The organism is Bacillus sp. FSL W7-1034 (assembly GCF_038593365.1).
GTDB classification, from domain to species: Bacteria; Bacillota; Bacilli; order Bacillales; family Bacillaceae; genus Bacillus; species Bacillus altitudinis.
In genome coordinates, this window is sequence record NZ_CP151989.1 from 2,815,058 (window position 1) to 2,837,221 (window position 22,164).

Sequence of the window (22,164 nt, forward strand, 5' to 3'; positions counted from 1 at the left end):
AGAGATTATTTGTCTGGTTCTTGAATTTGATAACCAAAGACTCCTTTTATCTCAACATCCCCACAGCCTTCTTTTTTGGTCAGTTTAATACCATGGGGTCTATAAATGTAACGCCCACTTGATAAAATTCGGTCTGTTGCACTTAGATCATATTGGTTACCTGTATACTCTTTGACTGATGACGGAAAATCCGTTCCTGATAAAGATGTTCTGTAGAGTGTCACCTCTAGAGTACAACCCTCTGCATTTAGTATAGAAAATTGGTAGCCATAAGTAGATGGATATTGTTCAGGATTATTTTGACCTCCTGGTACCCACAGATCTTTTTCCTGTTCCGTCATGATGAAATCAACTTCTACTTCTCGATAAATGGTCTTAGCTGCAACCTTTTCCATATTAAAATGGAACATGACAATGAAACAAAGAGACATCATTACACTTATCCGCTTCATACAACCCCTCCATTCATTTTTACCATTATACAACAAATAACTCCAAAAATGGTTTTATTTTACTTTTTTATAATAGAAAAGGGTTGATTCATTCCAAATGTGTTAACTTTCTATGACCTTTCTTAATGTTTCTTTGGTCTTTGGACCATATATGCCATCTGGGGTTAACCCATGCATCATTTGAAATCGAGACACTGCATTCGCAGTCTTGGGTCCGTAGTACCCATCGATTCCATTATTGATCGCTCCCTTATCAGGATAAAAATAAATCGATGCTAAGGCTTGTTGTACGGCTTTTACAGCTGACCCTTTTGTAAGAGGCTTCGTCACTTTTAAAATACCTGCAGGCAAACTGTATGTTTTTTTGACCTTGTTGGTTTTAGATGTTGATCTCGTTGATATGGTTTTGATAGATGTTTCTTTCACAGGTTTAGCTGTTGTCATTTGACTTGATGCTGATGCAATACCCGCCTTGAAGCCATCCCAACGATTTAACAGCTTACGCGGACACTCTTTCCCGCTCCAATGCTTATGCGGCACCACGTTTGATAAAGGAATTCCTAAATCCCCCATCAGTTTTCGAATGAGCCATTGGGCGTTTTCAACGGCTTGTTCAAAGTCACCGCCTGCATTTTCACAAATTTCAATTCCAATTGATTTCATATTGCCGGTTCCCCTGCCATCTCCTGCGTGCCAGCCATTTTCGTTTAAAGGTAAATGCTGATAAATGACCTGATCATCGACCGTGTAGTGCCAGCTAACCCCGGTACTTGCCCGAGCAACAAATGCTGCATGATTTGCCGCATCAGCCCCCCGTCCAGTGTTCGATGTATTATGCACCGTAATATAGAGCGGCTTCATCCTGTTTCCTGGTCTGTTGCGATTTTGTTTTGGGATGAGTGCTTGAATGATCTTCACCATATTGTTTCTCCTTCAAAAATTATTTTGTTAACCCTCTTTGTTTCAGGGCATCTTTTTGCAATTGACCTTTATAGGTCACATAATTATTTTTAAACCAAGCGATCACGGCAGTGACCATAGTGAAAATTGTGGAACCTGCCACATATAGTGCCTCTCCTGCGGTTTGCACTTGCTCCTCGCTAATCGGCAGCACTGTTTGTCCAAACATGACAAGCGTTTGGTTGATAAGCGCAATAAAAAGAAGCACTGTGCGAATCACAGTGCCTTTGTCGAATGTTTTCATGATGTTTTCCTCCTATTTTAAATTCCGTTCAATTTTATCGAGCTTGTCGATCACGACGTCATACTTCTCACTAAACTTTGCTAACACATCATTTTGCGCCTCGATTTGCTCATTGAGTTTGTTTTCTCGTTCTTTTGTAGTGTTGAGAACATAAAACAGAATCCAGCAAAAAAGAACGGCGAATGGGCCTTGTGTCATTAAGTTTTGAACGACATCTACTTCCATTTGAATCACCTTCTTTCCGGCAAAAAAATAAAGCCATTAGGCTTTGTATATTTCTCCAGTTATATTTTGATAGTCTTCTGCCGAGATCCAGCCAATGCTTACATAAAATGCAATGTCCTCTGGGCCGTAACACTGCCAGTCCCAGAATTGTTTGATATCCGCTACAGTTGGAAACATCAATCTGATTCAGCTCCTTTAAAGATAGCAAATAGCTGCGTTAATTGTTTTGATAACAAAGCATTTTGTTTCTTTAAAAGTTCTATATCACTTGGCGGGAGAGGGGCCGGTTTTAAGCTGTCTATATACTCCTGTGTCGCTGATTCATACCATTGTTGTTTTTTTACATCAAATGCTGCTTTATAGAAGGATGGATTATTAGGTGGAGCAATCGTTGTACATTGATCTGGCACTACATAATTTCCTTCATCATCCATCTGAGACACTTCTATAGGTCTGACCAATTCGTATCGATGATTGTATTCATAGACTTGTATCATTTTATCACTTCCTTAATTTAATGGGATGACCGTGTCTAAATAGTAGCCAGTTACCGCACTATCATTTGCTGATAATAAACCAGTTAGCTTTAGCTCTCCTGTTTTGTATATAAGTAATTTACTATGACCCGTTGTACCTGATACGGGAACTGATACTACTAGGCCTTTATCTGGTAAGCCTGTAATTGGAATACTTCCACAGATAACTTCTCTATTTGCTTTTAGGTGACCTCTCAACAATAATAAATTTCCCCATCTAGTATATTCAACTGGTCTTTCTCCAATAGAAGAACCATTACCTAAGGTTACATTTAGCCACTTAACATTTTCAAAATCAGCATCAGTCACTAGTTTTTTCCACCCTTTAAAAACACCATCAGTATGGACCGTTCCGAACCAATGAGTGTTGTCGTAACTTCTGCAGACATGAATGGTCTTTCTACCATTTACAGTTTCTAAGATATCGATATTAAACCAAGAAGAATCATTATCGACAGGCATATTTACAATATTAGATCCTACAGCAAAGTAAAAGCCGGATGGCAGCGTTAAAATATCAGTTCCTATTGACATTGAAAGTCTTAATCCCTTTGAATTTAATAGGTTATGGTCATTGAGACGTTTCCAACCGCTCCACTCTTGTTGTGTCCCCGTTACATCAGTTGTTGAACGGTTAATATAAACATCTCCTGTATTGTTTGCACCGATGACCCATCCATAGGTATTTTCACTAAAAACAGACAAAGCCCTCATGGAACTTCTTGTCGGAAGATCTGGATGTGCTTCATGAATGTACCATGAATGAACTCCCGGCAATTTTATCAGCTTATCTAAAATACTAGGATCATCCGCATTAATTCTTTCAAAAGCTTTTCCATCGTCAGCAGTAATTTTAGATAATTGTCCTGCATCCCATTTATTTTTTTCGTTTTGAGTAGGCATTTGCAGCCAATTGATCGCAATGTCATTCACATGATAGTAAAAACAAAATGCATTACCTGAAGTGTCGATTGCGATTCCTACACCGATATTATTTTGACCTACTAGCTGAAAGCCTCTTAATGCAGCATTTCCTATAGCTGGAGAATCGACTACTCCAGAACCACCTGGTGCATAAAATGAGCAAGCCCCTAGCGCTTTAATTCCCTCGTAGATACTGCCACCAGCAGGGATATTAATCAATTGGGACCCGTTATCATTTGTCAGTTTATATAGCTGTGATTCATTCCATTTTTTCTTTTCTGAACCAGATACGTGAGGAATTGGATCTCCCTTATGAAGGTTGAATTGTTCTAGTAGTTCCTGATCATTTTCAATCAAAATTTTCACTAAATCGTTAAAGAGATCTGCATGAGCTTTATCACTCGTCTTAAAAGGTTGAGGTGTTTTTATGATTGTTTCTCCTTTCAAAAAAACTATATTATTTAAGCGATATTATGATAACAGCAGCTAGTTCACTTCGTTCTAAATCGGAAACCAAACGTGATAAATTCATTAGGATTCAGATCATTAGAACAATATTGGACACAAACTTTTCCATCTGTCCCGATTGATGTCCTATGAATTTGTGGTGTACTACTCTTACCTATGCTTGACGCTACTCCAATAAAGTGAGTCGATTGTATTGGTCTAAATCCTTCTTTTAAGGTAAAAGCAACAGAGTCAAAACCAACCTTACCACCGGTAATTGACCCAATAATTTCAACCACACCTAATGCATCTTTACTATATTGCACGGTGTGGGGAATACCATCGACAGAATTATATATTTTCCAACCATTATCGAGCTGCGGAAGTTCTACCTTGTTCCACTTCACCTCTTCATCCGCAGCAGTCAGTAATCTACGCCAGCCCTGCCAGCCTAAATTTAAATCAAGATAGTTCGTAAAGACGTTATTGCGATAATCTACAGCAATCACCCATCCAAACGTCCCCTTGTTATTACTGTCCGCAGATGTAAAGTGATAAAAACCGCGTGCAGATAAAGCTGAAGGATTGTCCTGTACACCAGCTGGAGAATAAAATGTGCCAAATGTTTTTCCCGCCTGTGTAATTTTATCGAGTAAACTCTCTGTAGTTCCTACAGATACACGTACGCCCCCCGTGTCATTTGTAATTTTAATTAATTGGCTGCCATTCCATTTATTTAAATCTGATAAATTTGGTAGAGGTGTCCACGTAATCGTAGTGTGACCAGAATTGTAGTAAAAACTATATGCATTCCCCGCTATGTCTACTGCAAAGCCTGCTCCTATATTATTTTGGCCAACTATTTGCATACCTCTTAGTGATATATTTGACGGTGATGGAGAATCTTCGACTCCAGAAGCTGCATAAAATGTACATGTCCCTTTATCCTTAATCGCATCAAATATTTTTGAATCAGCAGAGACATTGATAAGCTGCATACCGTTATCTGCTGTTATTTTATAAATTTGTGATTCATTCCACTTTTTCTTTTCCACATCTGAGGAATGTAAATTGACATCACTTTTATGAGTTAAAAGTTGCTCAAGTAGCCCCTGATCATTCTCAAGTAAAACCTTTACCATGTCATTGAATAAATCAGCATGGGCCTTGTCGCTAACTTCAAATGACTTTGGTTTTTTTATCTCCATTTCGATCTACTCCTTCTTTTAGAAAGTTTGGGTCAATTTCTTTTAATTGCTCTAAAGTCAGTATGTGCTGGTGATATCCCTCTTTCATCTCTTCCATTGAACAATCCCCTAATTCAATGGCTTGTTTGACCAACTCAGGTGTCACCCATTGAAAATATAATGCCATGACCCAATAATTCATGTTTCACTCCCTCCTTTAATGAAAAGGATCTCATTTTTTAGCGCTTTTAGTTCGTTTGTTAGAAGATCACATTGATGTTCAAGCTGTTTTCTCACTAGCTTTTCTTTGGCTACTTCTTGTGCTAGATAATCTAGTGGAAGAGGTGGTTGATACCTCGGGTTGGCTTGGGATTCCTCCCACCATTTTTTCAATTCTTCTGCCGTTGGCTTTGGCACATTTAAATGCCACTCGTTTATATACGAACCGTCACCATCATTTCTTAGTTCAAAATCTTTTTGGGGGTCCGCTTCGGGGTATTTATACTTAATGGCTTCATATAAAATCATCAGAATCCTCCTACACTCTCGGGAAATTTCGTCCGCCTATTTCCGTAATATCGAAATAGTTGTACCAACCTGAATTATCAGATACATAACGACTAACGTCTCCGTCATACCCTACATATAGGTACATTTCTAAATAGTCCCCCTTATTAGCCGGTACATTTGCAGCACCATAAAGTCCCATACTAAAGCTCAACGTATCAGATGGGCTTACCGGACTTTGCCTTTGTTGTGCAATATTTTTATATCTTTTTCCATTCAAATAGATCGATAATTCAAAGTTCGCGTATCGTTGAAAGCTTTCAATATAAACACCTGCATTTACTAAATACATTCCATTTTCAGGGCAGATGAAGCGATTATTATTAATATCAAAATTGTTATGACTATCTTTTATTTTTCGATTAAAGAGGACTTTTTGGTACTCTCCCTTGGTTAACAGCTGCTTACCAGTTGTACCAATATTCGTATGAAGAAAACCAGATATTTTGTGCCACTCGGTCCAACCAGAGGCAATATACCACTGTCTAAACCAAATACCTGTACTAGTAAAATAACTACCTGCTTCATTACCATTGCCATAATAATATTGTACAAAACGATACTCGTTTATTTTTTCGTTCTTCACAAAACCATATCTTGTAGGGTATCCAGTATCATTCGATTCAGTAATAGCCATCAACGTAATGCCAATTGGATATTCCTCACCGCTGACTGATGCATCTTGAATGGCTTGGTCGCCTGTTAAAATAAACAAGCTCTCATTCGTGATCCCTGCTATTTGTTGACTGAGCGCATTGTCATTCTCCACAAGTGTGTTGACCATCCTGTTAAATAAGTTGGCATGGGCTTTGTCAGAGGTTTCAAACGGTAAAGGTGATTTTATGTCCACTTCTTTTCCCCTCCATTAATAAATATCATCAATCTCAAAAACAAATTCGATGTCGCCGTCTTTTTGTTTGTCTGTCATGGTGCGGATGGCGGTGAATTTGCCGGCCTCGTCGACAAGGGCTAGTTCATTGATGACTTCGCCTGCGAGTTCTCCTTCAGCGATGGTGCAGGTGTAGCGGATTTTTGCCGGTTCCATGAAGGTAAACGAGTCAATATTTTTTTGAATCAGTTCTTTTTTGAGTGCTTGTTCGGTTCCGTCAAGAGAGATCGGTTTTCCATCCTTTGTCCCTCCATTTCCGAATGCCATTTTGACGACTTTTGTGAGTTTTGTTCCTTCTGCTCGTGCCTTTGCCATTTGTTGACGTGCATAGAGTGTGGTTACGGTTAATTGATCAGCCATTGTGATCCTCCTTATAGGTCTATTTTTTTAGAAGTTGCTGCTAGCATTTTTGATCCATCAAGCGGAATGGATCCATCGAGAATCCAATAATGCTCCTTGATCAGTAAACTGCCGCCTTGTTCATTTTGAACATGTACCGGTAAGCGGAACGTCATCCTCTTTTTCGTTTGATGTGAAAGCTGGTTCTTTGCGCGCAAAGTCAGCGTAGCTGCTTGCTTCGTTTCATGCGATGCTCCAGTCATGACATAATTCAGACGATATGCTGTTTCTTTCTCTTGTTGAAGCGGCATTCTCATCTTTAATGAATGCCGAAAGCGAGCAGGGACCTCCGTAGTACCTCGTATCCCGCTGAGATAGAACGTTCCATTTAATACGAATTCACCATTGAGTAAAATTGGAATATGATCGAAAAAGCCCACTCTGCTTCGCAGTGTGAGCCGCTGGTGATGATCATTTGTTTCATGAACATCGGTATGATGAATGGCGGTGAACGTATACGCCAAATGTGCTGGCTTTAACGTTTCGAGTATTTCGACGATATATCTTGTGTTTTGCAGGTCATCCAGGTTCACACGCAATGCAAAATGATAACGGTTGACTGTAAGACGGATGATTGCACTCGGATTTTTAAGAAATCGATTCACAGATTTCTCTAATGACAGATACGTAATTGGTGGAATGTTCGACATCATATTGATTAATCGTGCCCTGCGCAGCTCAATCGAATCATCTGACTCTCGCTGCACCTTGAGCATTCTTTCCCAACGATTCAATCCCCACGTCGCTGTTAAAGGGAAGAACTGATCCGTTACATCAAAAATGGATTCGTCCAATTGTTCAAACTCTGGCGCCTCTGTTTTTAGTAAATGATCCACATCATAAATCTCTGTGAAATAAGGCGGCAAGTAGTTTTTCATTTCATCAAGTTTGCTCAATAACCTTCACCTGCCTCAGACGTGGTATCTCAATGTCCTGTAATACTAAGTTTTTTGACTCCCCATTCAATAAGACGTTTGCATAATCGGACACACTCTCTGAATGGTACAAAATATCATTTAAGGCGGACATTCGAATCGTACTTTTTTCAAATGCGATTGATTTTAACAGTGCTTTGACCTTTTCTTCTATTTCTTTTTGCGCACCCTCAAGTGTCCAGTCCATCTGAAGTTCGACGGACACTTCTACGTCAATATCCAGCCACTTGGCGCTTTCCACAGTTGCTTTTGAGCCAATAGGAGCTTGCCCTTCTCCTTCTCCCGGTACAGGATCGATATACTCCTGGACCCTTTTGACAAGAAGCTCAGATGCTACATCTAGATTGCCATCTGTGATGACAATTTTGACCGTTCCCTCTCCATTCCATAGCGGGAATACTTTCGCTCTGCCGACACCAACCACTTCCTCGGCCCACTTTTTGTAATGTGCTCTGTTGGCACTGACAGCCTCTCGCCTTGCGCGTATTAAATACCGATCGTATAATGACGCATCATCTTCTTCCTCTTGCCCTGGTATCACCAATTCCTTCATGATCATCGACTCTAGACCCGGAATGGTATCAAGCGATAGCAGCGGCTGACCTGTTAATTGCCCATTGCCGACTGTACCTGTTGTCTCGCATTCTAGTGTACCGTCCTTTGAAAATTGAAAATAAACATCTTCAATAAAGAATCTTGATCCTGCTGGAATGTTTACGTTCTCTGGTTGAATGGTTACGGACCAGACCGCTTTGGTGGCTGGCTTTCGTTCAATCCCCACTTCTGCTGCTCGTCGATCTAAAAATTCCCCCTGTGCTGTATCAGCAAAGACAAGCTCAAATACTTGATCAAGCCAAATATACGACTGAGCCAGTTCAGCAGCAGCAGGTGCCAAGGCATTCCAAATGACGCTGTTTTCTCTTTTATCTATGTCATCTGGCAGCCTGTCCAGCATTCTTTCCATCAACGCCTCATACGTTTGCTCCTCAAACATCTCCCTCCATCACCTCCTCTATTTCTAATGTGCCTTCATCTGTGACAATGGCTAGTTTGACTTGAAAGGCACCATTTTGCTTCGTGACCTCTATCTCTTCAATATGATCAATCCGCTCATCAACGACCAATGCTTCTTCTAGCAATCTTGGAATCTCCATTTCTTTGTATTCATCTGTTGCTTCTGTATCGGTCAATAGCTCCTGAATTTCAGTACCAATGTCGTGACTGTAAATGGGATGTGCATAGCGCTCTGTTCGCAATGTCATATAAATAAATTGACGGATCGCTTCAATGCCTGTAATGGCTTCATTTGTCAGCCTACCATTTTCAAAATCTATGCGATACGTCGTCGAGGTTTCTACCTCTTCGTCTTCTTCTGTTTCCTCGATTTCTTCCTCTGGTGAAAGTGCCACATTCATCACCTCCCTTACAATTTGTCGATGATGTAAAAGGACTGCCCTCCTGCCATTGCAAGTACCATAATGCTGTCTCCCTTTTTCAACTCATCATCCTCACCCTTATTTAAGCGTTTAGGCCAAATGAGCAGTTCTTCTGGAATGATCAGCTTACTGTTCTCATTTAATCGGATGTGAAGAGGCGAAGCCATGGTGACCTCTCCAATCACCAGATCAATTGGAGAAGCTGCATCTACTGCATTGACAGCGAGTCGTTTAATTGCTTCACTTAATCTCATGCTTGATCACCCTTTGGCATGGAATTTTTCTCAACGACGTCAATTGTCATGGTGTGCTTCACTCCATTGAATTCATGCTTGTCTTGATCGATCCAGTAGGTTTTTTTGATGTTGATTTCAGGGATTTTCAAATAGATTGGCAGACCGCTTTGCAGTTCAGGGATTCCGAGTGCTTGTATGCTTTTCACTTCTTGTTTGACGCCTTTTTTTTCAGCTAGGCGTACTTTCGCTCTTTTTTGAAGCTGCGGCTGGTTGATTTGACCTGTGACCGTCTCCACATGCTGTAAAATGCCGTACTGACTCTGACCCGCTTTGTCCTGTTCGATCACCACAATATCTGATTTGCTACCTTTTTTCTTATTCTTCCCCTGTTCGTCTACAGACGTGCGCATCTTCACACGTGTTGCTGTCTCTTCAATGGAGGTGCTGTACTGATAACCGATGAGGTTGACGCCTGATTCAATGACCCACACGTCCTCTGGATCGGGCCAAGCTCTCAGTCCCATCTTGCCTTTAGCAGAATAAATTTGATAATTTCTACCGGTTTGCCGCTTCGTTTCTTTCAATGCTTTTAAAATGATGTCATATAAACTCGTGTCATTTTTAAAAACGAGAGACTTCATGACATGTCCTGTATTTGCGATGGATGTCATAGGAATTTGAAAGTCTGCCCCGATCCGCCTCAAAATTTGATCTGCCCGTTGATTTGAAAAAACATATACATCTTGGTTTTTCACTAAATATTGGAGCATATCGTATGCGGTAAAGGTCAGCTTTCCTTCAACAGGCGTCCTAGAAAACACGATGCCTCTGAACAGCTCTTTTCCTTTCCATTTAAAAAGAACCGTGTCTCCTTCTGAGACACGGTAATATGTTTGACTGCCTTGCTTTGTGATAATATTCGCCTGAATAGAGCGAGGGGCCTGATACCTTTGCCCCTGAAGTGTCACACTCTCTGTGACAAGCTCATACATCGTGCCGCTTCTGATGGCAAAAAGCTCAATCAATGTCAGCCCCCCTATTGTGGTATTTTCAATTTTTGCCCTGGAAAAATCCAATGTCCCGGCTGTTTAATATTCCGTTTACTTCGTTTGATCATCGCTGCTTTATTGGCATTCCAAATACGCCGCCATTTTGTACTATCGCCATAAAAACGGCCTGAAATGGCCCAAAGAGTATCTCCTTTTTTGACAGTGTACAATTTTGGTGGTGTTTTTGAGGGTCTTTTCTTTTTGGTTTGTTTCGCTTTTTTCTTTCGTTTGATTTTCCTAGGCGATGCGGTTTTATATTCCTTTAACTCGATCGTAAATTCACGATCACCTATGTCATAAGACCCTTCCTTGTGTGTGAAGCTCTCAATGCTGCACGTCATATTGATTTTAGTCCCTGTCACAATTAGTCGCACAGACTTCTTTGAACGCATCATTCGTTCAATTTTCGCTATTGCATTCTCTGGTGATGGAATGCTTTTATATTCAGCAATTGGCGAATATTTCTTAGGAAATAATGAGGTGAATGATACTTGTTTAGCCGATGGTACATCAATAAAAGTCAGTTCTCCAAAGGAGGAGACCTTCACTGTTTCATTTTGTACATTATTTGTGATCTCAAGTTCGGATGGAAGCACAGGGAATCGCAACTTCTCCTTGCCTTGGGAAATCCACAATTGATACACTGATTTACCCATCGATCACGACCCCTTTCGTTCCTGTCTGAAGCTCTACTTCCAATTCGTCTACAAGCATTTGTCTAATTTTTTCGACAAGCGATTGCTGATCCTGTCCATTATGGAAATGCTGATCACCATTGAACTGGATGGTGATTTGTTTATTGCCTGACGTTGTTGCAGTCCCAGCTGGCTGTGCTGAGGTGACTTGCTGCATCTGTGATTCTGGTAAAGGAGCAGATGCATTTGATGGATCATAGACTTGCATCCCAAGTGCCTTTGCTGCCTGTGTCAATAAATATCTCCCGCGAATGCCTCTTTCTTCTGGAATAATCCATTCGCGTTTGTTTCCTTCACCGACTCTAGCTACCTGCTCCTGAGTAATCAGACCGCCATTGGCGTAGCCTTTATAAGGACCGCCTCTTCTCATACTCCGTAATCCCGGTGTATTGAAGACTGTTCCATATCTGCCCTTAATGTAGTTAATGGCTGCTACGGCATTATGAATTGGGTTCCAAATATCATTCATGCCCTTGCCTTTATTGGAATGGAAGGTCGTTCCAATGGTTTGCATTAACCCTTTAGAAGGCGTTCCCTTCTTGGCGTTGGAATCCCACAAGTTGATGGCTTTCGGGTTACCATTTGATTCGTGCTGAGCGATTGTCATAAGACCTGGAAGCCAACTCATCGATGTGCCAGTCGCCATCAGAGCTGCCATGAGCCATTGCTGAACACTAAGACCTGAAGCACCCATACCGCTGAACGCTCCGATTAATGAACCCGCTTGATTTTCAGCAAACTTTTTCACATCAACTGAATCGAGCCCTTTGACGACACCGATCGATGCGAATTTCCCTAGACTCATCATGACACGCGAAGGAGAATGAATGTCTAGTTCTTCTCTAAACGCCTGTTCCACTTTCTTCGCCATTTCTTTGGCAGCTTGTGTGACTTCACTTGCTTTTGAACGCATGCCGCTATTGAAGGCGTCGATCATTCCTGAACCCCATCCTGGTGATTCTTGTTTGGCTTGCAGGAATGGTTGTTTGACGTGTTGGTCTACGTATTGACTTGTGCCAGTAGATGTCATGTTTTGACCTGAAGCAAAGCCAGCAACAGTTTGTGAACCATAAATCGAAGAAGCTGCTTGAATTTGATTAAATGGTTGGTCAATATTGGCTTGTTTCCACTGATTAAGAGAAATTTTATTACTATTCATCCCCTTCTCAAAATCAGAAGTAAATTCTTTTCCATAACTAACGCCACTTTCGGAGTTGTTCATTGATATTGAACCTCTTCCAGATAAAGAAACAGATGAGGTTACGTCTGTCCTCTGCTTAGCTGAGACATTCGATGAAGCCAGATTACTAGCGCTTTTTGGCACAACATTCATCCCAAGGTGAGTTGCTGCTTGAGCAAGTAACATCTTCCCTCGACCTCTATTGTTTTCCGTTGGAATAACAAACTCCTTGCCCGCTTCCCCTATCCAAGAAAGCATAGGTTTAGTAATATACCCCCCAGTAGCTTTATGACCAACCTGATTTAAACCGGTTTTCTCTTCGCCTTTACCTATGAAAAATTCTATTACTCCGCCGCCTATTTCTTTTGCTTTATCTACTATTCTACCAATAAAACCAAACATTTTTTCCCACGTTTCTGTTAGTTCCTCAGCATGTTTCTTTAATGGCTCAAAGACATTTTTATTGAACCAATCACTCACTGTTTCCCAAACACCTTTGATCGTTTCCCAAACTGATTTAAACGTTTCCCAAACAAATTTTATTGCTGGTTCTGCATATTTTTGATACGGTTGCCATACGTTTTCATCAAACCAAGTAGAGAGTTTTTCCCATGTAGTTTTAATCCAGTTCCATGTATTTTGAAACAAATTCCACACAAAAGTAATGGCTGGCAATGCATATGTTTTAAACGGTGTCCAAACATATTCATTAAACCATTCAGAAAATACACTCCATGTTTCTTGAATCCAGTTCCACGTTTCAACAAGTTTGTTCCATACCCAGCCAATTGCTTCTATCGCATATTGACCGAATGGGTCCCAAACATTTGTTAAAAACCATTCAGAGAAAACACCCCATGTTTCTTGAATCCAGTTCCACGTTTCAACAAGCTTGTTCCATACCCAGCCAATTGCTTCTATCGCATATTGACCGAATGGGTCCCAAACATTTGTTAAAAACCATTCAGAAAATATCCCCCATGTTTCCTGAATCCAGTTCCATGTGTCAACAAGTTTATTCCACACCCAACCAATTGCTTCTATCGCATATTGGCCAAATGGTTCCCAAACATAATCCATGAACCATTTTGATGCTACTGCCCAAATATTTTTGATAATTGTCCATGCAACATCAAATACGCCAACTACAAAATTGATAATCGGAACTGAAAAATTATAAATAGGCAGCCAAACTTTTTCCATGAACCAAGAAGAAAGTTGTCCCCATTTTTCAGTGATCCAATTCCATGTCTCACCGAAGAATGTTGTAATAGGAGTTAATACATTATTATTGATCCATCCTGAAACTTTGTTCCAAGTATCTTTAATCCAATTAACTGCATTTTCAGCACCTTTGACAATGTCATCCCATTTTTTCTTCAAGGTTCCGTCATCAAACATCTTTCCGACCCATTTTCCTAAACCTTCACCTAAAATGCTTCCTAAAATTCCACCGATTGCTGTTCCAATACCTGGTGCAATCATTGTTCCTATTGCGGCACCACCCATACCACCAGCAATGCCCCCGCCGAATCCTCCTACTTTTTCACCTACATTTTCTTTTGTTGTGCCAATTAATTCGGTTGCACTAAGTAAAGGCCCAAGTATGGGTACTTTTTTTAATAACTTGCCTGCACCTTTACCTAAATTTTTAAATGTATCTCCTAAGCCTTTTAGCTTATCAGTATCTTTGAATATCCCAGCGAGACCAGCTATAGCCATAACACCTGGAATTTTTTTGGTTAAACTGCCTAGTTTAGTTGGAGATTTTTTATTCTTTTCAACTCTCGTAGTTCCAGTTGGATTATTCGGTTTGTTTTTCGGACCATTTCTATTATCTGTTTGGGTAGTTCCAGTTGGATTTAAACCTTTTGCACAACAAGAACAGCAGCTTATTTTAAATAAACCTTTTCCGTTTTGCGTTTGGTCTGAGTTCTGATTACCCAACTGACCTGGTGAAGTATTATTATTAGACCCATCCGAGTTATTTGAAGGGTTTTTCGGACCAAGGATCAAATCTAATCCTTTGTTAAACCATTTATCTAGATACTCTTCAGGATTGATTTTAATTTTCTCACGAATTCGTCCGATTACTTCTTGCTTGTATTCGTCTATTTTCGTTTCAATCCAAGGTAGCGCCTTCTCATCCCAAAATTTCCTAGGGCTTAATTTTTCCTTCAATTTATCTGAGACGTCACCTGCATATTTTTCAATTTCTTTTAACGCCTTGTTCCCCAAATTCCCCAGCCAGCTTTGTTTGTTTTCCTGCGTTTTTGTAGCAGCTGTCGCATTAGGTTTCTTTTTGATTTTCTTTTCTTTCACAACTGACTCTGCCTGATCTCGTTTTTTCAACTTACTCTTTGCATTGTCTTGAACAGATACTCTGATTTCGTGTTTAGCCATTGTCAAGCTTTTGAGTGTCTTTTTGATTCGTTGAATGGCAGCGGTGGCTTGGTCAACCATGTTTAATCTCATATAGTACGTTCTGTTCATGAGCTGAAGGATTGATTTTTTGATTGATGACATTTTTCCTGACAACTGATCATTCAGTTTGAACGTCAGCAGGATTGGACTTGCTTGTGATTGTTTTAAGCGATCTATACTGGATTTAATGACATCTAGTCCTTTTGCTTGAATGGATATGACCATTTGTTTCGGTATCATGTTCAGCTGGTTTGTTAATGATTTGAGATCACGATAGATTCCTTGATCTAGCTTCATGGATAATACAGAAAACCTTCTAATCGATAAATTGAGGTTCCTTAGCTTCTTTTCATCCATTTCCAGGCTTATTTTCACCGGTTTTCTAAATGGTTTGAGCTGCTTCTCAAACGTTTGAAATCGTTTTTGAATGCGCAACAGCTTCTTTGATACTTTGTCTTCTAATTCAAATCGTGCAGTGAGCTTCGCCAGTTTATTTCCCTCCTTTCTTTGCTTCTTTTTCTAGCATGTCGAGTTTGTAGCTAATGAGTCCGAATAAGAATGCCTTAAATTGTCTTGGTGCTTCGTATAAATCGAGGAGTTCTGATGGGGAATAGTGAAGCTCGTGCATGGCGTAATATAAAAACACCGCTTCCTTATCCCCATCTTTTATTAGTTTTTTGCTGCTTCTTCTAAATCTTCAATTTCGTCTTCAAATCCATTGATTTCAATCGCTTTGTTTAACCAGTTTGCATATTCACCGCCGACAGATAAAACACGTTTTGCAACTTCAACTGGATCTTGTGTGCTGTAGGCTTCTCTTAATTCCTTTGAGCGGAAATCTGGATAAATCGTCGATTCAATGGCAATTCGTGCGTAGAAGCGCTGGCTGTCTAAGTCTTTCACACGACCTCTGCCTTTGACATTTTTGAACGTGGTGTTTTCTTTTTCCAGTTCATCAATACGTTCCGTAGTAATCGCTTTGAAGACAAAAGGAATGACATTCCCTTTTTTATCAACAAAACGCTTAGAAATTGGCACTTTGACCTCTTCCGCTTCTACTGTTTGTCCTGGCATAAAAAATGAAAGATCAAATGTTTGTTTTTCGCTCATGTTTAAAAACTCCCTTTTGTTTGTTTTTTGAATACAAAAAAGCACATCCATTTTTTGAATGTGCTTTCCAATCTTTTCATGTATAATATAACTCGTACAATTGAACGGCTTGCTCAAGGGTGTCTGGCTCATCCCCGATAGGAAGGGGGTGATGCTCATGTCAACGTTCCAAGCGATTTCCCTAATGCTTTTATTCGGGATGTTTATCCTTGCTTTGTTGACGTATATAAACAAAAAATAGACTCCCCTTGAGCTTTGGTAGGTGAAAGGGAAAGTCTATCCTTAAAACTATCTAATTGATAAGCCAGCCCCTTGAAGGGCCTCATTGTACATTGCCGGGATGTTAGCGCATCCTGGCTTCTTTTTATTGTATGCAAATCGCTTTGCATGTAAACATAATTTTGTGTATCATTTATTGCAATGTGCATTACAAATGCATTCATTTTTCATTACATTTGCATTATAGCATATTTGGTTTTTATTTAGCTAATTAATTAGCTAATTTCCTCCGCATTTCTTAGAAAGAATTCTTCAGCTTTTCAGGCAGATCAAAGTCTTCAAATGTAAATGGAACTTCTTCTTCAAGTGCCTCTGAATCGACATCTAGTCCAGCAATTTTAGCTGAATCAAAGTTGACATCGAATAATGTCACACGCTCTGTGCCTCGGCCTGATGATTTATCATCAATTACCGCTTGAAGAGTGAAATAAGGATCTTCCCCTTTTTTCACATAGTTGAGCATGAGTTGAACGAAACGTGACGTAACTTTATAGAATGTTGCTGTTCCTGTTCCGTTTGCCCCAGTTGTTTTATGGCCAGTCATTCGGCGGCCCATTACGTTCACTTCTGATTTATTTTTCTCCACGTTTGCTTCAAACGTTTTGATAAAGGCAAGCTCCTCACCTTCTAAGAAAAGACGACCTTCTTTACCTGAGATTGTATTTTGCGCTTTAAAAGCCATCTTACTTCACCTCCACATTGAAATAGAATTTTTCTGCTGCGTCTACTGGCTGTACTGCTAAATCGATGATAAATCCATCACGATCTTCATTGAGGCCAATGACGATATCTGTTTCTGAGTTAAAGCCTGTAATACCGCTGCCATCTTGAAGTTGTGTGAGATACTGTGTAATCAGTGTTTTCACAAGCTGCACTCCATCATCAGATGCTGGAATGTCATTGCCATTGGCTTTGCGTAATTTAATCAAATTTTTCAGTTCAAATGTTAAATCATTGTTGATTGCATCTAGCACACGGATGATTTTGTTTTTCGCCATTTGCTGGTTCTTTTCAACCGTGAAGCTTGTCAAAGAGTTAATATCTTTTTCAACGCTCACCGTGCGGTCTCTTGCATCGAAAGTGAAAAGAAACTCTCCTTGTGATAAACGGTATTCTACTTGATCATTATCAAGACGCTCTAATGTATCGACTGCGCCTTCGTATTCAACAAAGGTCAGTGACTGATTAAAAGTCGCTCCTGCACTTGCTCCTGCGACCCAAGCTGTTGTTTGAGCAGGCGCGAGTTCTGTTCCGTCTTCTAAAACAACACCGCTTGTGACATTGATGATACCTTCTTGATCAGCTGCATAGTTAGCCACAACGCCTTGCACCTTACGTCCTTGCTTATTACGTAAACGCTCAATAAATGACGCGAATGTTGCTTTTAATTGCTCACTATTATCGACTGGGAGTGCAATGACATCAAAGTATTCCGTTTCAGCTGCTTCTAGGAAAGCTGTATAATCTGCGACACTTGCCACACCGTTTTTCCCGCCGCTTAAAGCCGCTCCAGCAGTAATGACCGCTTCGCCTTCACCAGAAAATTGAACGTATTTGTTTTTCACAAGATCTTTGACATCTTTGACCACCTGTTTATCGACAATATCTGTTCCAAGATAGGTGATGACGTCACGTTTTGTGCTGTCGAGTACATTTTCTGCCACTTGAATGGTAATCTCATTTCCTTTTTGACCACCGTAATTGGCAGTAACCACAAAGTTTTCTGCGATTTCCGCTTTGGCTGGCTCTCCTTCGTTTAGGCGGTAAAGCAAGACCGTTTGCGCTTTTTTCTTCGCTTCACGGAAAAGAAGAAGTGACTTATCATCAATGTTAAGCCCGACCTTTTTATTTAAGTCTTCCATATCGGAAACGGAAATAAAGGTTTTTGGTTCTCCCCAGCTCATGACAAGAGGAAGTGCAACTGTTCCTCGCTCGCCTAAAGTAATTCGCTGCTCTGCTGTTGTTTTAAAATTAAAGTAAATGCCAGGACGCTTTTTCTCTGTACCTGGTGTAAAAGTGCCTCCGTTCATCCTTTAAACCTCCTTGGACAAAAAAGCATCGATGTGCTTCTTTGCTTCTGTTTTTGTAATTGGTTGATGTTTGATATAAAAAAGAGCACCTTCAAGGATTTCTGGTTTTACCCCAAAAAGATCCTTACTGTGCTCTTTTAAGGCTTCAAATGAAAAGCCAAATTCTTTTTCTTCGCCCGCTGTTTGATCGAGCTGTGTTTTTTTAGTCTTGCTCACGTTTGATCACCCCATCTGAAAAATTGATATCTTCTAGGCTTGGCTGTTTATCTCGGTTGTACCAATAGCTGCTATCCCACGTCAGGACAATCGCTGCTACACCTTGATCTATGATTCTAGTTTCCACTCTTTTTATGCGGACATAATCATCAAGCACCTCTCCATCTTCATTGATCATCTGAATGATTTGACGATCAGCAAGCAATGCATCGACGACTGTTTCCGCCGCATCATGCGCTTTTTCTGTATTCATATGAAACACTTTCACTTGCAGCGAATAAGATTTCATAAAAGTAGACACTGTATCTGGACCACTAATGACAGTCACTGGCGGCACATAAACAGATGGCACTTGAAAACGCTCTGGCAGAAGACGATCATACATTTTCACTGGATAGCGTGTGTATATATAATGCATGATTGCCCCGACTTCTTGATTCATTCCATCACCTCCCAAAATGTCGATCGATCCAGCTTTGAAGCTTTCGATCCAGCGAGTGTTCAAACATTTGTTCATAGAGCATGACGGCATGATCCCAGTACCCATTTCCTTCAATCCATTGAGATGAAAGCATCATGCCAGTACTGGCATTCGGATCATATTCAAAGCGGCTGCCGTTCCATCTGCCAGGCACCCATCTTCGTTCTCCATTTGAAGAAATGGCATGTCCATCATTCACGTAAGAGGCATAATCGAGCTGTGTCCCTACTTCTAGCGTGAGCCCGCCTCGGGAAGTGAGAAAGTGATTCTCCTTGTCACCTTTTTGAAAGGAATTGAGGAGACGGCCTGTATCAACAGCCTTTTCTTTGATGATTTCATCTTGAATGATGTCTAAAAACTGTAAGCCCATTTCCTGTAACCACTCTTGATATTGCGCCGTTAAGCCGCCACTATTTGCCTGTTGGAGCTGGGATAGCAGCCGGTCAAGTCCATCAATTTTCATAGGTTTTCCTTTCTGACGGCCATCACTTCCATGTGATGATTTTTCACTCTTTTTGGCTGCTGCAACTTGAGTGAGATGCCGTTCCACACCATTTTGTCATGCAAGCGAATGTCGCTTGCTAAAGGGAAATGGACGAGATAGGACTGATAGATGACTGTATTCGGTTCTTCTTGCACGAGTGACTGGCTTTTTTCTACAACATAGCAAGACACATCTCTCATACTTGGTGTATCAGGATAAGAGATGTCCGTTTGCAGATCTCCTGCTGGTATACCAAATTTGCCGCGGACTGCCTCTTCATTCTCTAAGTGAAAAAGATCACAGCGATCCGTTAATAGAGAATCATAACTCATAATGATCTCACCTTTAAATTGGCGCTGCCGCCAGTTAGTGAAGGTTCAATATAATCAACAAGAAGGGCATACACATAAGGTCTGCCTTTCACTTTGTCCGCTGCCTTTGCATATGAATAATCACCCATTTTTTCTGAAGTCAAGCCTTTTATCATGGATTCATCATCATTCAGCATGGCAAAATACTGGGCCATTTTTAATAAGGCGATCCTTGCTTTTTCAGGAATAGGCTGATATTTTTCATGTGTAAAATCGTGCCCGACAATTTGAAATACCGCTGCTTCTGCTTCAATAATATCTGCCGCTAGTCTCTCTACAGAACGATTTTTCACGCGATCAAATACAGAATAGGCTTGTAGTTCCTCAGCAGAAATGATCATAGCCTGCTGTCACCTACTCTTTCACTTTCATTACTTTGGCTACAGCATCCTCTTCCTCAAATTTGCTGTCGAGCTTCGCTGTCAGAACAATGATAAACTTACGGCTGCGAATATCTTTTTCTACTTCAATACGAATATTGCGAGAAAACCCTACGATAATGTTTTTCGGATGTGTCAGTAAAATATCTGATACGTCTGTTCCTTCTTCATCATATGGCTGCATATTGGCAAGACCTTTGACCGGAACACCGAATGCAGAAGAAAGTCCGCCTTGAATCGCCGCATCTCCGAGACCTGTCTGACGGTTTGCTACTTGGTCTTTCCACTCGACCTCTAAACTTGGGGATGTATAAAAACGGAAATCCTGAGGTACACGTAAATATTTTGACGGCATCGCTTTATAGGCTTGTTTGAACATTTGACGGCTAATTTCCGCTCCATTCGCATCGACAATATGAGAAACTGCCTGTTTTCGTACGCCATCCATTTGAGCTAAAAATGGATCTTGTGATGTTGTATCACCGTTGACGATCAGTTCTTCAATATCGACTGCCGCTCGTTCCGCCAGCATTTGCATAATGGTCTGCTGAATCCCGTCTTTTTCAATGTTGTTTTCAATGCTGTCGTACGTCATATGGATCTCAGCAATGACTTCTTTTGCATTGAGCTGGACAGTGCTTGTCGCTGGGACAACACGGTCTTTTGCATCAAGCGCTTTGCCTTCTTCTGCTGGGCGTAAAATGCGCTGACCGAAGCCGATTTTTTCGATTTTTTGTGAATCACTTTCCATTGGAATGATACGTGCATCATTTAAAACGGTTGGTGTATTTTGCATCATTCTAATGAATGTGTTGGATTGGGCTGCGTTCATGAGACCGCCTGTTTTTAAGCTGGCAAGTGTCATTTCAGCCTTGCGAATCAACTCTTGATTTCTCACACTTTTTCCTCCTTATTTAGGCTTATAGTAAGCCATCCCATATGGGCTTTGTCATATCATTTTGTGTATCGTGATTTGTTTGTTTAGAAATGCCCCGCGCTTTTTCAAGCAGGTGTATCCGCTCTGAAATAGGCAGTAGCTGTTGCTGAAGCACTTCCTGAATCGCTGCTTTTTCTCTGCCTGCTGATTTCTCTAAGGAAGAGAGCTGATGACGAATTGGCGCAACCACTTGCTCCAGCACTTTTTGCACAGGTTCTTCTTCACCTGTTTGATCTGTCCCTTGTTTATCCGCTTGTAAAACGTTGTCGATGGCCATTTTTGCTTTTTCTAGTTCGCGTACTTGATCAGTCGTTAATCCGGCATCTTGCTTTTGAACGGATGCTGGTCTTTCGCCAATCGTTTGGAGGACATCATTTGTTTTCAACACATCCTGAACAATTGGAATCAATTGTTCAAGTGCCGCTCTTACGCTAGACTCATCACCATCACTTGACTGCAACGTTTCCAGCAGATGATCTAAAACGCTCCAAAATTGTTGTGGCATATTTGCACCTTCCTCTTTCAAAAAGAAATTTTTCAGCAAAGAAAAAAGCCCTCTCTCGTTCGTTTCTTGAGATAGGAGCTGATCGTGTTCCTCTATTGCGATGATGTCTGCTGTTCCAGCCATTGAGTAGCCTGTAATATGGCCTTGCTGAATTTGGTCCCAAATATCTTGTGATGCCTTTGTCACAAGTACCCAAGATCCTTTTTGAATCAGCTCCCCGCCTACTTCAAAATCCGCTGGGGCAATGTATGATTCGACGACTTCGCCAACACCGTCTTGAAAATCATGCTGTTTATCAATATGACGGGCATCTTTCATAAAACCGTGTGCTGCCCTTTCAATTTCTTTGGCCGACATAAAGTCTTGATGTGCATCAGGTGTATTCGGTTCATACACGACACCATATACGAGGCGATGCGCATCCTCTGCCTTCGTCAGGACACTGACTTCTTTTTGAAAGTCAGGCTGCTTTTTCTTTGCTTTCATCAAGAAAAATTTCTTTTGATTGGCGGCCTTGTCCACATAGGAAACATGTGTAATTTTTGCGTTTTTTAATTCCCTTGGCATATGTTCACCCCCTTTCAAA

At 40.7% G+C, this 22,164-nt stretch carries 31 protein-coding genes; 1 reads left to right on the forward strand and 30 read right to left on the reverse strand.

Annotation, left to right across the window (positions count from 1 at the left end):
- Positions 1-5: 5 nt before the first annotated feature.
- The 21 genes from NST73_RS14555 to NST73_RS14655 form a co-directional block, all read right to left on the reverse strand.
- On the reverse strand, positions 6-452 hold the full coding sequence (locus NST73_RS14555) for a hypothetical protein (RefSeq protein ID WP_025207857.1): 447 nt from the start codon (positions 450-452) through the stop codon (positions 6-8).
- A 102-nt stretch (positions 453-554) separates the two neighbouring features.
- Positions 555-1,373, reverse strand: coding sequence for an N-acetylmuramoyl-L-alanine amidase (locus NST73_RS14560; protein ID WP_268356997.1), 819 nt, complete (start codon positions 1,371-1,373; stop codon positions 555-557).
- Between the two features lie 19 nt (positions 1,374-1,392).
- Complete coding sequence (locus NST73_RS14565) at positions 1,393-1,656, reverse strand: phage holin (protein WP_019743388.1); 264 nt, start codon at positions 1,654-1,656, stop codon at positions 1,393-1,395.
- Between the two features lie 12 nt (positions 1,657-1,668).
- Positions 1,669-1,881 carry a BhlA/UviB family holin-like peptide gene (locus NST73_RS14570; RefSeq protein WP_017367922.1) on the reverse strand — a complete coding sequence of 71 codons (213 nt, stop codon included), beginning with the start codon at positions 1,879-1,881 and terminating at the stop codon, positions 1,669-1,671.
- 36 nt (positions 1,882-1,917) lie between these two features.
- The gene (locus NST73_RS14575; RefSeq protein ID WP_039170001.1) at positions 1,918-2,058 is read right to left on the reverse strand and encodes an XkdX family protein; all 141 of its coding nucleotides are present in this window, start codon (positions 2,056-2,058) and stop codon (positions 1,918-1,920) included.
- On the reverse strand, positions 2,058-2,378 hold the full coding sequence (locus NST73_RS14580) for a hypothetical protein (RefSeq protein WP_144679273.1): 321 nt from the start codon (positions 2,376-2,378) through the stop codon (positions 2,058-2,060). Before NST73_RS14580 ends, NST73_RS14575 begins: the two co-directional genes overlap by 1 nt.
- Positions 2,379-2,390: 12 nt before the next feature.
- Positions 2,391-3,788 (reverse strand): hypothetical protein, encoded by a 1,398-nt coding sequence (locus NST73_RS14585; protein WP_202394350.1) that lies wholly within the window; start codon positions 3,786-3,788, stop codon positions 2,391-2,393.
- Positions 3,789-3,832: 44 nt separating this feature from the next.
- Positions 3,833-4,996 carry a hypothetical protein gene (locus tag NST73_RS14590; protein WP_073415528.1) on the reverse strand — a complete coding sequence of 388 codons (1,164 nt, stop codon included), beginning with the start codon at positions 4,994-4,996 and terminating at the stop codon, positions 3,833-3,835.
- The gene (locus tag NST73_RS14595) at positions 4,968-5,177 is read right to left on the reverse strand and encodes a phage portal protein (RefSeq protein ID WP_072368326.1); all 210 of its coding nucleotides are present in this window, start codon (positions 5,175-5,177) and stop codon (positions 4,968-4,970) included. The genes NST73_RS14590 and NST73_RS14595 overlap by 29 nt, the downstream gene beginning before the upstream one ends.
- Positions 5,174-5,503, reverse strand: coding sequence for an XkdW family protein (locus NST73_RS14600; protein ID WP_073415526.1), 330 nt, complete (start codon positions 5,501-5,503; stop codon positions 5,174-5,176). The genes NST73_RS14595 and NST73_RS14600 overlap by 4 nt, the downstream gene beginning before the upstream one ends.
- A gap of 10 nt (positions 5,504-5,513) precedes the next feature.
- A complete protein-coding gene (locus NST73_RS14605; protein WP_160758056.1) occupies positions 5,514-6,392 on the reverse strand; it encodes a hypothetical protein in 879 nt (292 codons plus the stop codon).
- Between the two features lie 15 nt (positions 6,393-6,407).
- Positions 6,408-6,791, reverse strand: coding sequence for a phage tail protein (locus NST73_RS14610; RefSeq protein WP_017359000.1), 384 nt, complete (start codon positions 6,789-6,791; stop codon positions 6,408-6,410).
- A gap of 11 nt (positions 6,792-6,802) precedes the next feature.
- Entirely contained in the window at positions 6,803-7,726 is a 924-nt protein-coding gene (locus tag NST73_RS14615) for a YmfQ family protein (protein WP_178929944.1), read from the reverse strand.
- Complete coding sequence (locus NST73_RS14620; protein ID WP_039169972.1) at positions 7,713-8,759, reverse strand: baseplate J/gp47 family protein; 1,047 nt, start codon at positions 8,757-8,759, stop codon at positions 7,713-7,715. The genes NST73_RS14615 and NST73_RS14620 overlap by 14 nt, the downstream gene beginning before the upstream one ends.
- Complete coding sequence (locus NST73_RS14625) at positions 8,752-9,174, reverse strand: DUF2634 domain-containing protein (RefSeq protein WP_178929943.1); 423 nt, start codon at positions 9,172-9,174, stop codon at positions 8,752-8,754. The genes NST73_RS14620 and NST73_RS14625 overlap by 8 nt, the downstream gene beginning before the upstream one ends.
- 14 nt (positions 9,175-9,188) lie before the next feature.
- Positions 9,189-9,455, reverse strand: coding sequence for a DUF2577 family protein (locus tag NST73_RS14630; RefSeq protein ID WP_039169977.1), 267 nt, complete (start codon positions 9,453-9,455; stop codon positions 9,189-9,191).
- Complete coding sequence (locus tag NST73_RS14635; RefSeq protein WP_017367933.1) at positions 9,452-10,462, reverse strand: hypothetical protein; 1,011 nt, start codon at positions 10,460-10,462, stop codon at positions 9,452-9,454. The genes NST73_RS14630 and NST73_RS14635 overlap by 4 nt, the downstream gene beginning before the upstream one ends.
- 11 nt (positions 10,463-10,473) lie before the next feature.
- Positions 10,474-11,142, reverse strand: coding sequence for a LysM peptidoglycan-binding domain-containing protein (locus tag NST73_RS14640; RefSeq protein ID WP_007500584.1), 669 nt, complete (start codon positions 11,140-11,142; stop codon positions 10,474-10,476).
- Positions 11,135-15,220: a transglycosylase SLT domain-containing protein gene (locus tag NST73_RS14645; RefSeq protein WP_342499170.1), complete on the reverse strand. Its 4,086-nt coding sequence runs from the start codon at positions 15,218-15,220 to the stop codon at positions 11,135-11,137. The genes NST73_RS14640 and NST73_RS14645 overlap by 8 nt, the downstream gene beginning before the upstream one ends.
- A 55-nt stretch (positions 15,221-15,275) precedes the next feature.
- Positions 15,276-15,413 (reverse strand): hypothetical protein, encoded by a 138-nt coding sequence (locus tag NST73_RS14650; protein WP_008344097.1) that lies wholly within the window; start codon positions 15,411-15,413, stop codon positions 15,276-15,278.
- 41 nt (positions 15,414-15,454) lie between these two features.
- Entirely contained in the window at positions 15,455-15,895 is a 441-nt protein-coding gene (locus NST73_RS14655) for a phage portal protein (RefSeq protein WP_012011040.1), read from the reverse strand.
- A gap of 184 nt (positions 15,896-16,079) precedes the next feature.
- On the opposite strand from NST73_RS14655, the gene NST73_RS14660 reads away from it, so the two are divergent.
- Entirely contained in the window at positions 16,080-16,136 is a 57-nt protein-coding gene (locus NST73_RS14660) for a putative holin-like toxin (protein ID WP_229200408.1), read from the forward strand.
- Positions 16,137-16,412: 276 nt separating this feature from the next.
- On the opposite strand, the gene NST73_RS14665 is transcribed toward NST73_RS14660, so the two are convergent.
- From NST73_RS14665 to NST73_RS14705, 9 genes are read right to left on the reverse strand one after another with little or no spacing between them, the layout of a single operon-like run.
- On the reverse strand, positions 16,413-16,856 hold the full coding sequence (locus NST73_RS14665; RefSeq protein ID WP_003213309.1) for a phage tail tube protein: 444 nt from the start codon (positions 16,854-16,856) through the stop codon (positions 16,413-16,415).
- A 1-nt stretch (position 16,857) separates the two neighbouring features.
- The gene (locus tag NST73_RS14670; protein WP_045034526.1) at positions 16,858-18,204 is read right to left on the reverse strand and encodes a phage tail sheath family protein; all 1,347 of its coding nucleotides are present in this window, start codon (positions 18,202-18,204) and stop codon (positions 16,858-16,860) included.
- Between the two features lie 3 nt (positions 18,205-18,207).
- Positions 18,208-18,420 (reverse strand): hypothetical protein, encoded by a 213-nt coding sequence (locus NST73_RS14675; RefSeq protein WP_008344108.1) that lies wholly within the window; start codon positions 18,418-18,420, stop codon positions 18,208-18,210.
- The gene (locus tag NST73_RS14680; RefSeq protein WP_203143598.1) at positions 18,407-18,862 is read right to left on the reverse strand and encodes a phage portal protein; all 456 of its coding nucleotides are present in this window, start codon (positions 18,860-18,862) and stop codon (positions 18,407-18,409) included. Before NST73_RS14680 ends, NST73_RS14675 begins: the two co-directional genes overlap by 14 nt.
- 4 nt (positions 18,863-18,866) lie before the next feature.
- Positions 18,867-19,364 carry an HK97 gp10 family phage protein gene (locus tag NST73_RS14685; RefSeq protein ID WP_025207873.1) on the reverse strand — a complete coding sequence of 166 codons (498 nt, stop codon included), beginning with the start codon at positions 19,362-19,364 and terminating at the stop codon, positions 18,867-18,869.
- Positions 19,361-19,717 carry a YqbH/XkdH family protein gene (locus NST73_RS14690; RefSeq protein WP_056702588.1) on the reverse strand — a complete coding sequence of 119 codons (357 nt, stop codon included), beginning with the start codon at positions 19,715-19,717 and terminating at the stop codon, positions 19,361-19,363. The genes NST73_RS14685 and NST73_RS14690 overlap by 4 nt, the downstream gene beginning before the upstream one ends.
- Positions 19,714-20,097, reverse strand: a complete 384-nt coding sequence (locus tag NST73_RS14695; protein WP_056702591.1) for a DUF3199 family protein — start codon at positions 20,095-20,097, stop codon at positions 19,714-19,716. The genes NST73_RS14690 and NST73_RS14695 overlap by 4 nt, the downstream gene beginning before the upstream one ends.
- 13 nt (positions 20,098-20,110) lie before the next feature.
- On the reverse strand, positions 20,111-21,034 hold the full coding sequence (locus NST73_RS14700; RefSeq protein WP_008344119.1) for a phage major capsid protein: 924 nt from the start codon (positions 21,032-21,034) through the stop codon (positions 20,111-20,113).
- A gap of 22 nt (positions 21,035-21,056) precedes the next feature.
- The gene (locus NST73_RS14705) at positions 21,057-22,145 is read right to left on the reverse strand and encodes an XkdF-like putative serine protease domain-containing protein (RefSeq protein ID WP_342499171.1); all 1,089 of its coding nucleotides are present in this window, start codon (positions 22,143-22,145) and stop codon (positions 21,057-21,059) included.
- Between the last annotated feature and the right edge of the window lie 19 nt (positions 22,146-22,164).

Excerpts from the sequence above, each read along its gene's own strand:
- NST73_RS14575 (WP_039170001.1), bottom strand. The coding sequence starts at position 2,058 with ATGTTTCCAACTGTAGCGGATATCAAACAATTCTGGGACTGGCAGTGT.
- NST73_RS14640 (WP_007500584.1), bottom strand. The coding sequence starts at position 11,142 with ATGGGTAAATCAGTGTATCAATTGTGGATTTCCCAAGGCAAGGAGAAG.
- NST73_RS14685 (WP_025207873.1), bottom strand. The coding sequence starts at position 19,364 with ATGAAAATTGATGGACTTGACCGGCTGCTATCCCAGCTCCAACAGGCA.
- NST73_RS14560 (WP_268356997.1), bottom strand. The coding sequence starts at position 1,373 with ATGGTGAAGATCATTCAAGCACTCATCCCAAAACAAAATCGCAACAGA.
- NST73_RS14630 (WP_039169977.1), bottom strand. The coding sequence starts at position 9,455 with ATGAGATTAAGTGAAGCAATTAAACGACTCGCTGTCAATGCAGTAGAT.
- NST73_RS14600 (WP_073415526.1), bottom strand. The coding sequence starts at position 5,503 with ATGATTTTATATGAAGCCATTAAGTATAAATACCCCGAAGCGGACCCC.
- NST73_RS14680 (WP_203143598.1), bottom strand. The coding sequence starts at position 18,862 with ATGAATCAAGAAGTCGGGGCAATCATGCATTATATATACACACGCTAT.
- NST73_RS14665 (WP_003213309.1), bottom strand. The coding sequence starts at position 16,856 with ATGGCTTTTAAAGCGCAAAATACAATCTCAGGTAAAGAAGGTCGTCTT.
- NST73_RS14580 (WP_144679273.1), bottom strand. The coding sequence starts at position 2,378 with ATGATACAAGTCTATGAATACAATCATCGATACGAATTGGTCAGACCT.
- NST73_RS14620 (WP_039169972.1), bottom strand. The coding sequence starts at position 8,759 with ATGTTTGAGGAGCAAACGTATGAGGCGTTGATGGAAAGAATGCTGGAC.
- NST73_RS14570 (WP_017367922.1), bottom strand. The coding sequence starts at position 1,881 with ATGGAAGTAGATGTCGTTCAAAACTTAATGACACAAGGCCCATTCGCC.
- NST73_RS14610 (WP_017359000.1), bottom strand. The coding sequence starts at position 6,791 with ATGGCTGATCAATTAACCGTAACCACACTCTATGCACGTCAACAAATG.
- NST73_RS14595 (WP_072368326.1), bottom strand. The coding sequence starts at position 5,177 with ATGAATTATTGGGTCATGGCATTATATTTTCAATGGGTGACACCTGAG.
- NST73_RS14590 (WP_073415528.1), bottom strand. The coding sequence starts at position 4,996 with ATGGAGATAAAAAAACCAAAGTCATTTGAAGTTAGCGACAAGGCCCAT.
- NST73_RS14650 (WP_008344097.1), bottom strand. The coding sequence starts at position 15,413 with ATGCACGAGCTTCACTATTCCCCATCAGAACTCCTCGATTTATACGAA.
- NST73_RS14555 (WP_025207857.1), bottom strand. The coding sequence starts at position 452 with ATGAAGCGGATAAGTGTAATGATGTCTCTTTGTTTCATTGTCATGTTC.
- NST73_RS14705 (WP_342499171.1), bottom strand. The coding sequence starts at position 22,145 with ATGCCAAGGGAATTAAAAAACGCAAAAATTACACATGTTTCCTATGTG.
- NST73_RS14655 (WP_012011040.1), bottom strand. The coding sequence starts at position 15,895 with ATGAGCGAAAAACAAACATTTGATCTTTCATTTTTTATGCCAGGACAA.
- NST73_RS14565 (WP_019743388.1), bottom strand. The coding sequence starts at position 1,656 with ATGAAAACATTCGACAAAGGCACTGTGATTCGCACAGTGCTTCTTTTT.
- NST73_RS14670 (WP_045034526.1), bottom strand. The coding sequence starts at position 18,204 with ATGAACGGAGGCACTTTTACACCAGGTACAGAGAAAAAGCGTCCTGGC.
- NST73_RS14695 (WP_056702591.1), bottom strand. The coding sequence starts at position 20,097 with ATGATCATTTCTGCTGAGGAACTACAAGCCTATTCTGTATTTGATCGC.
- NST73_RS14690 (WP_056702588.1), bottom strand. The coding sequence starts at position 19,717 with ATGAGTTATGATTCTCTATTAACGGATCGCTGTGATCTTTTTCACTTA.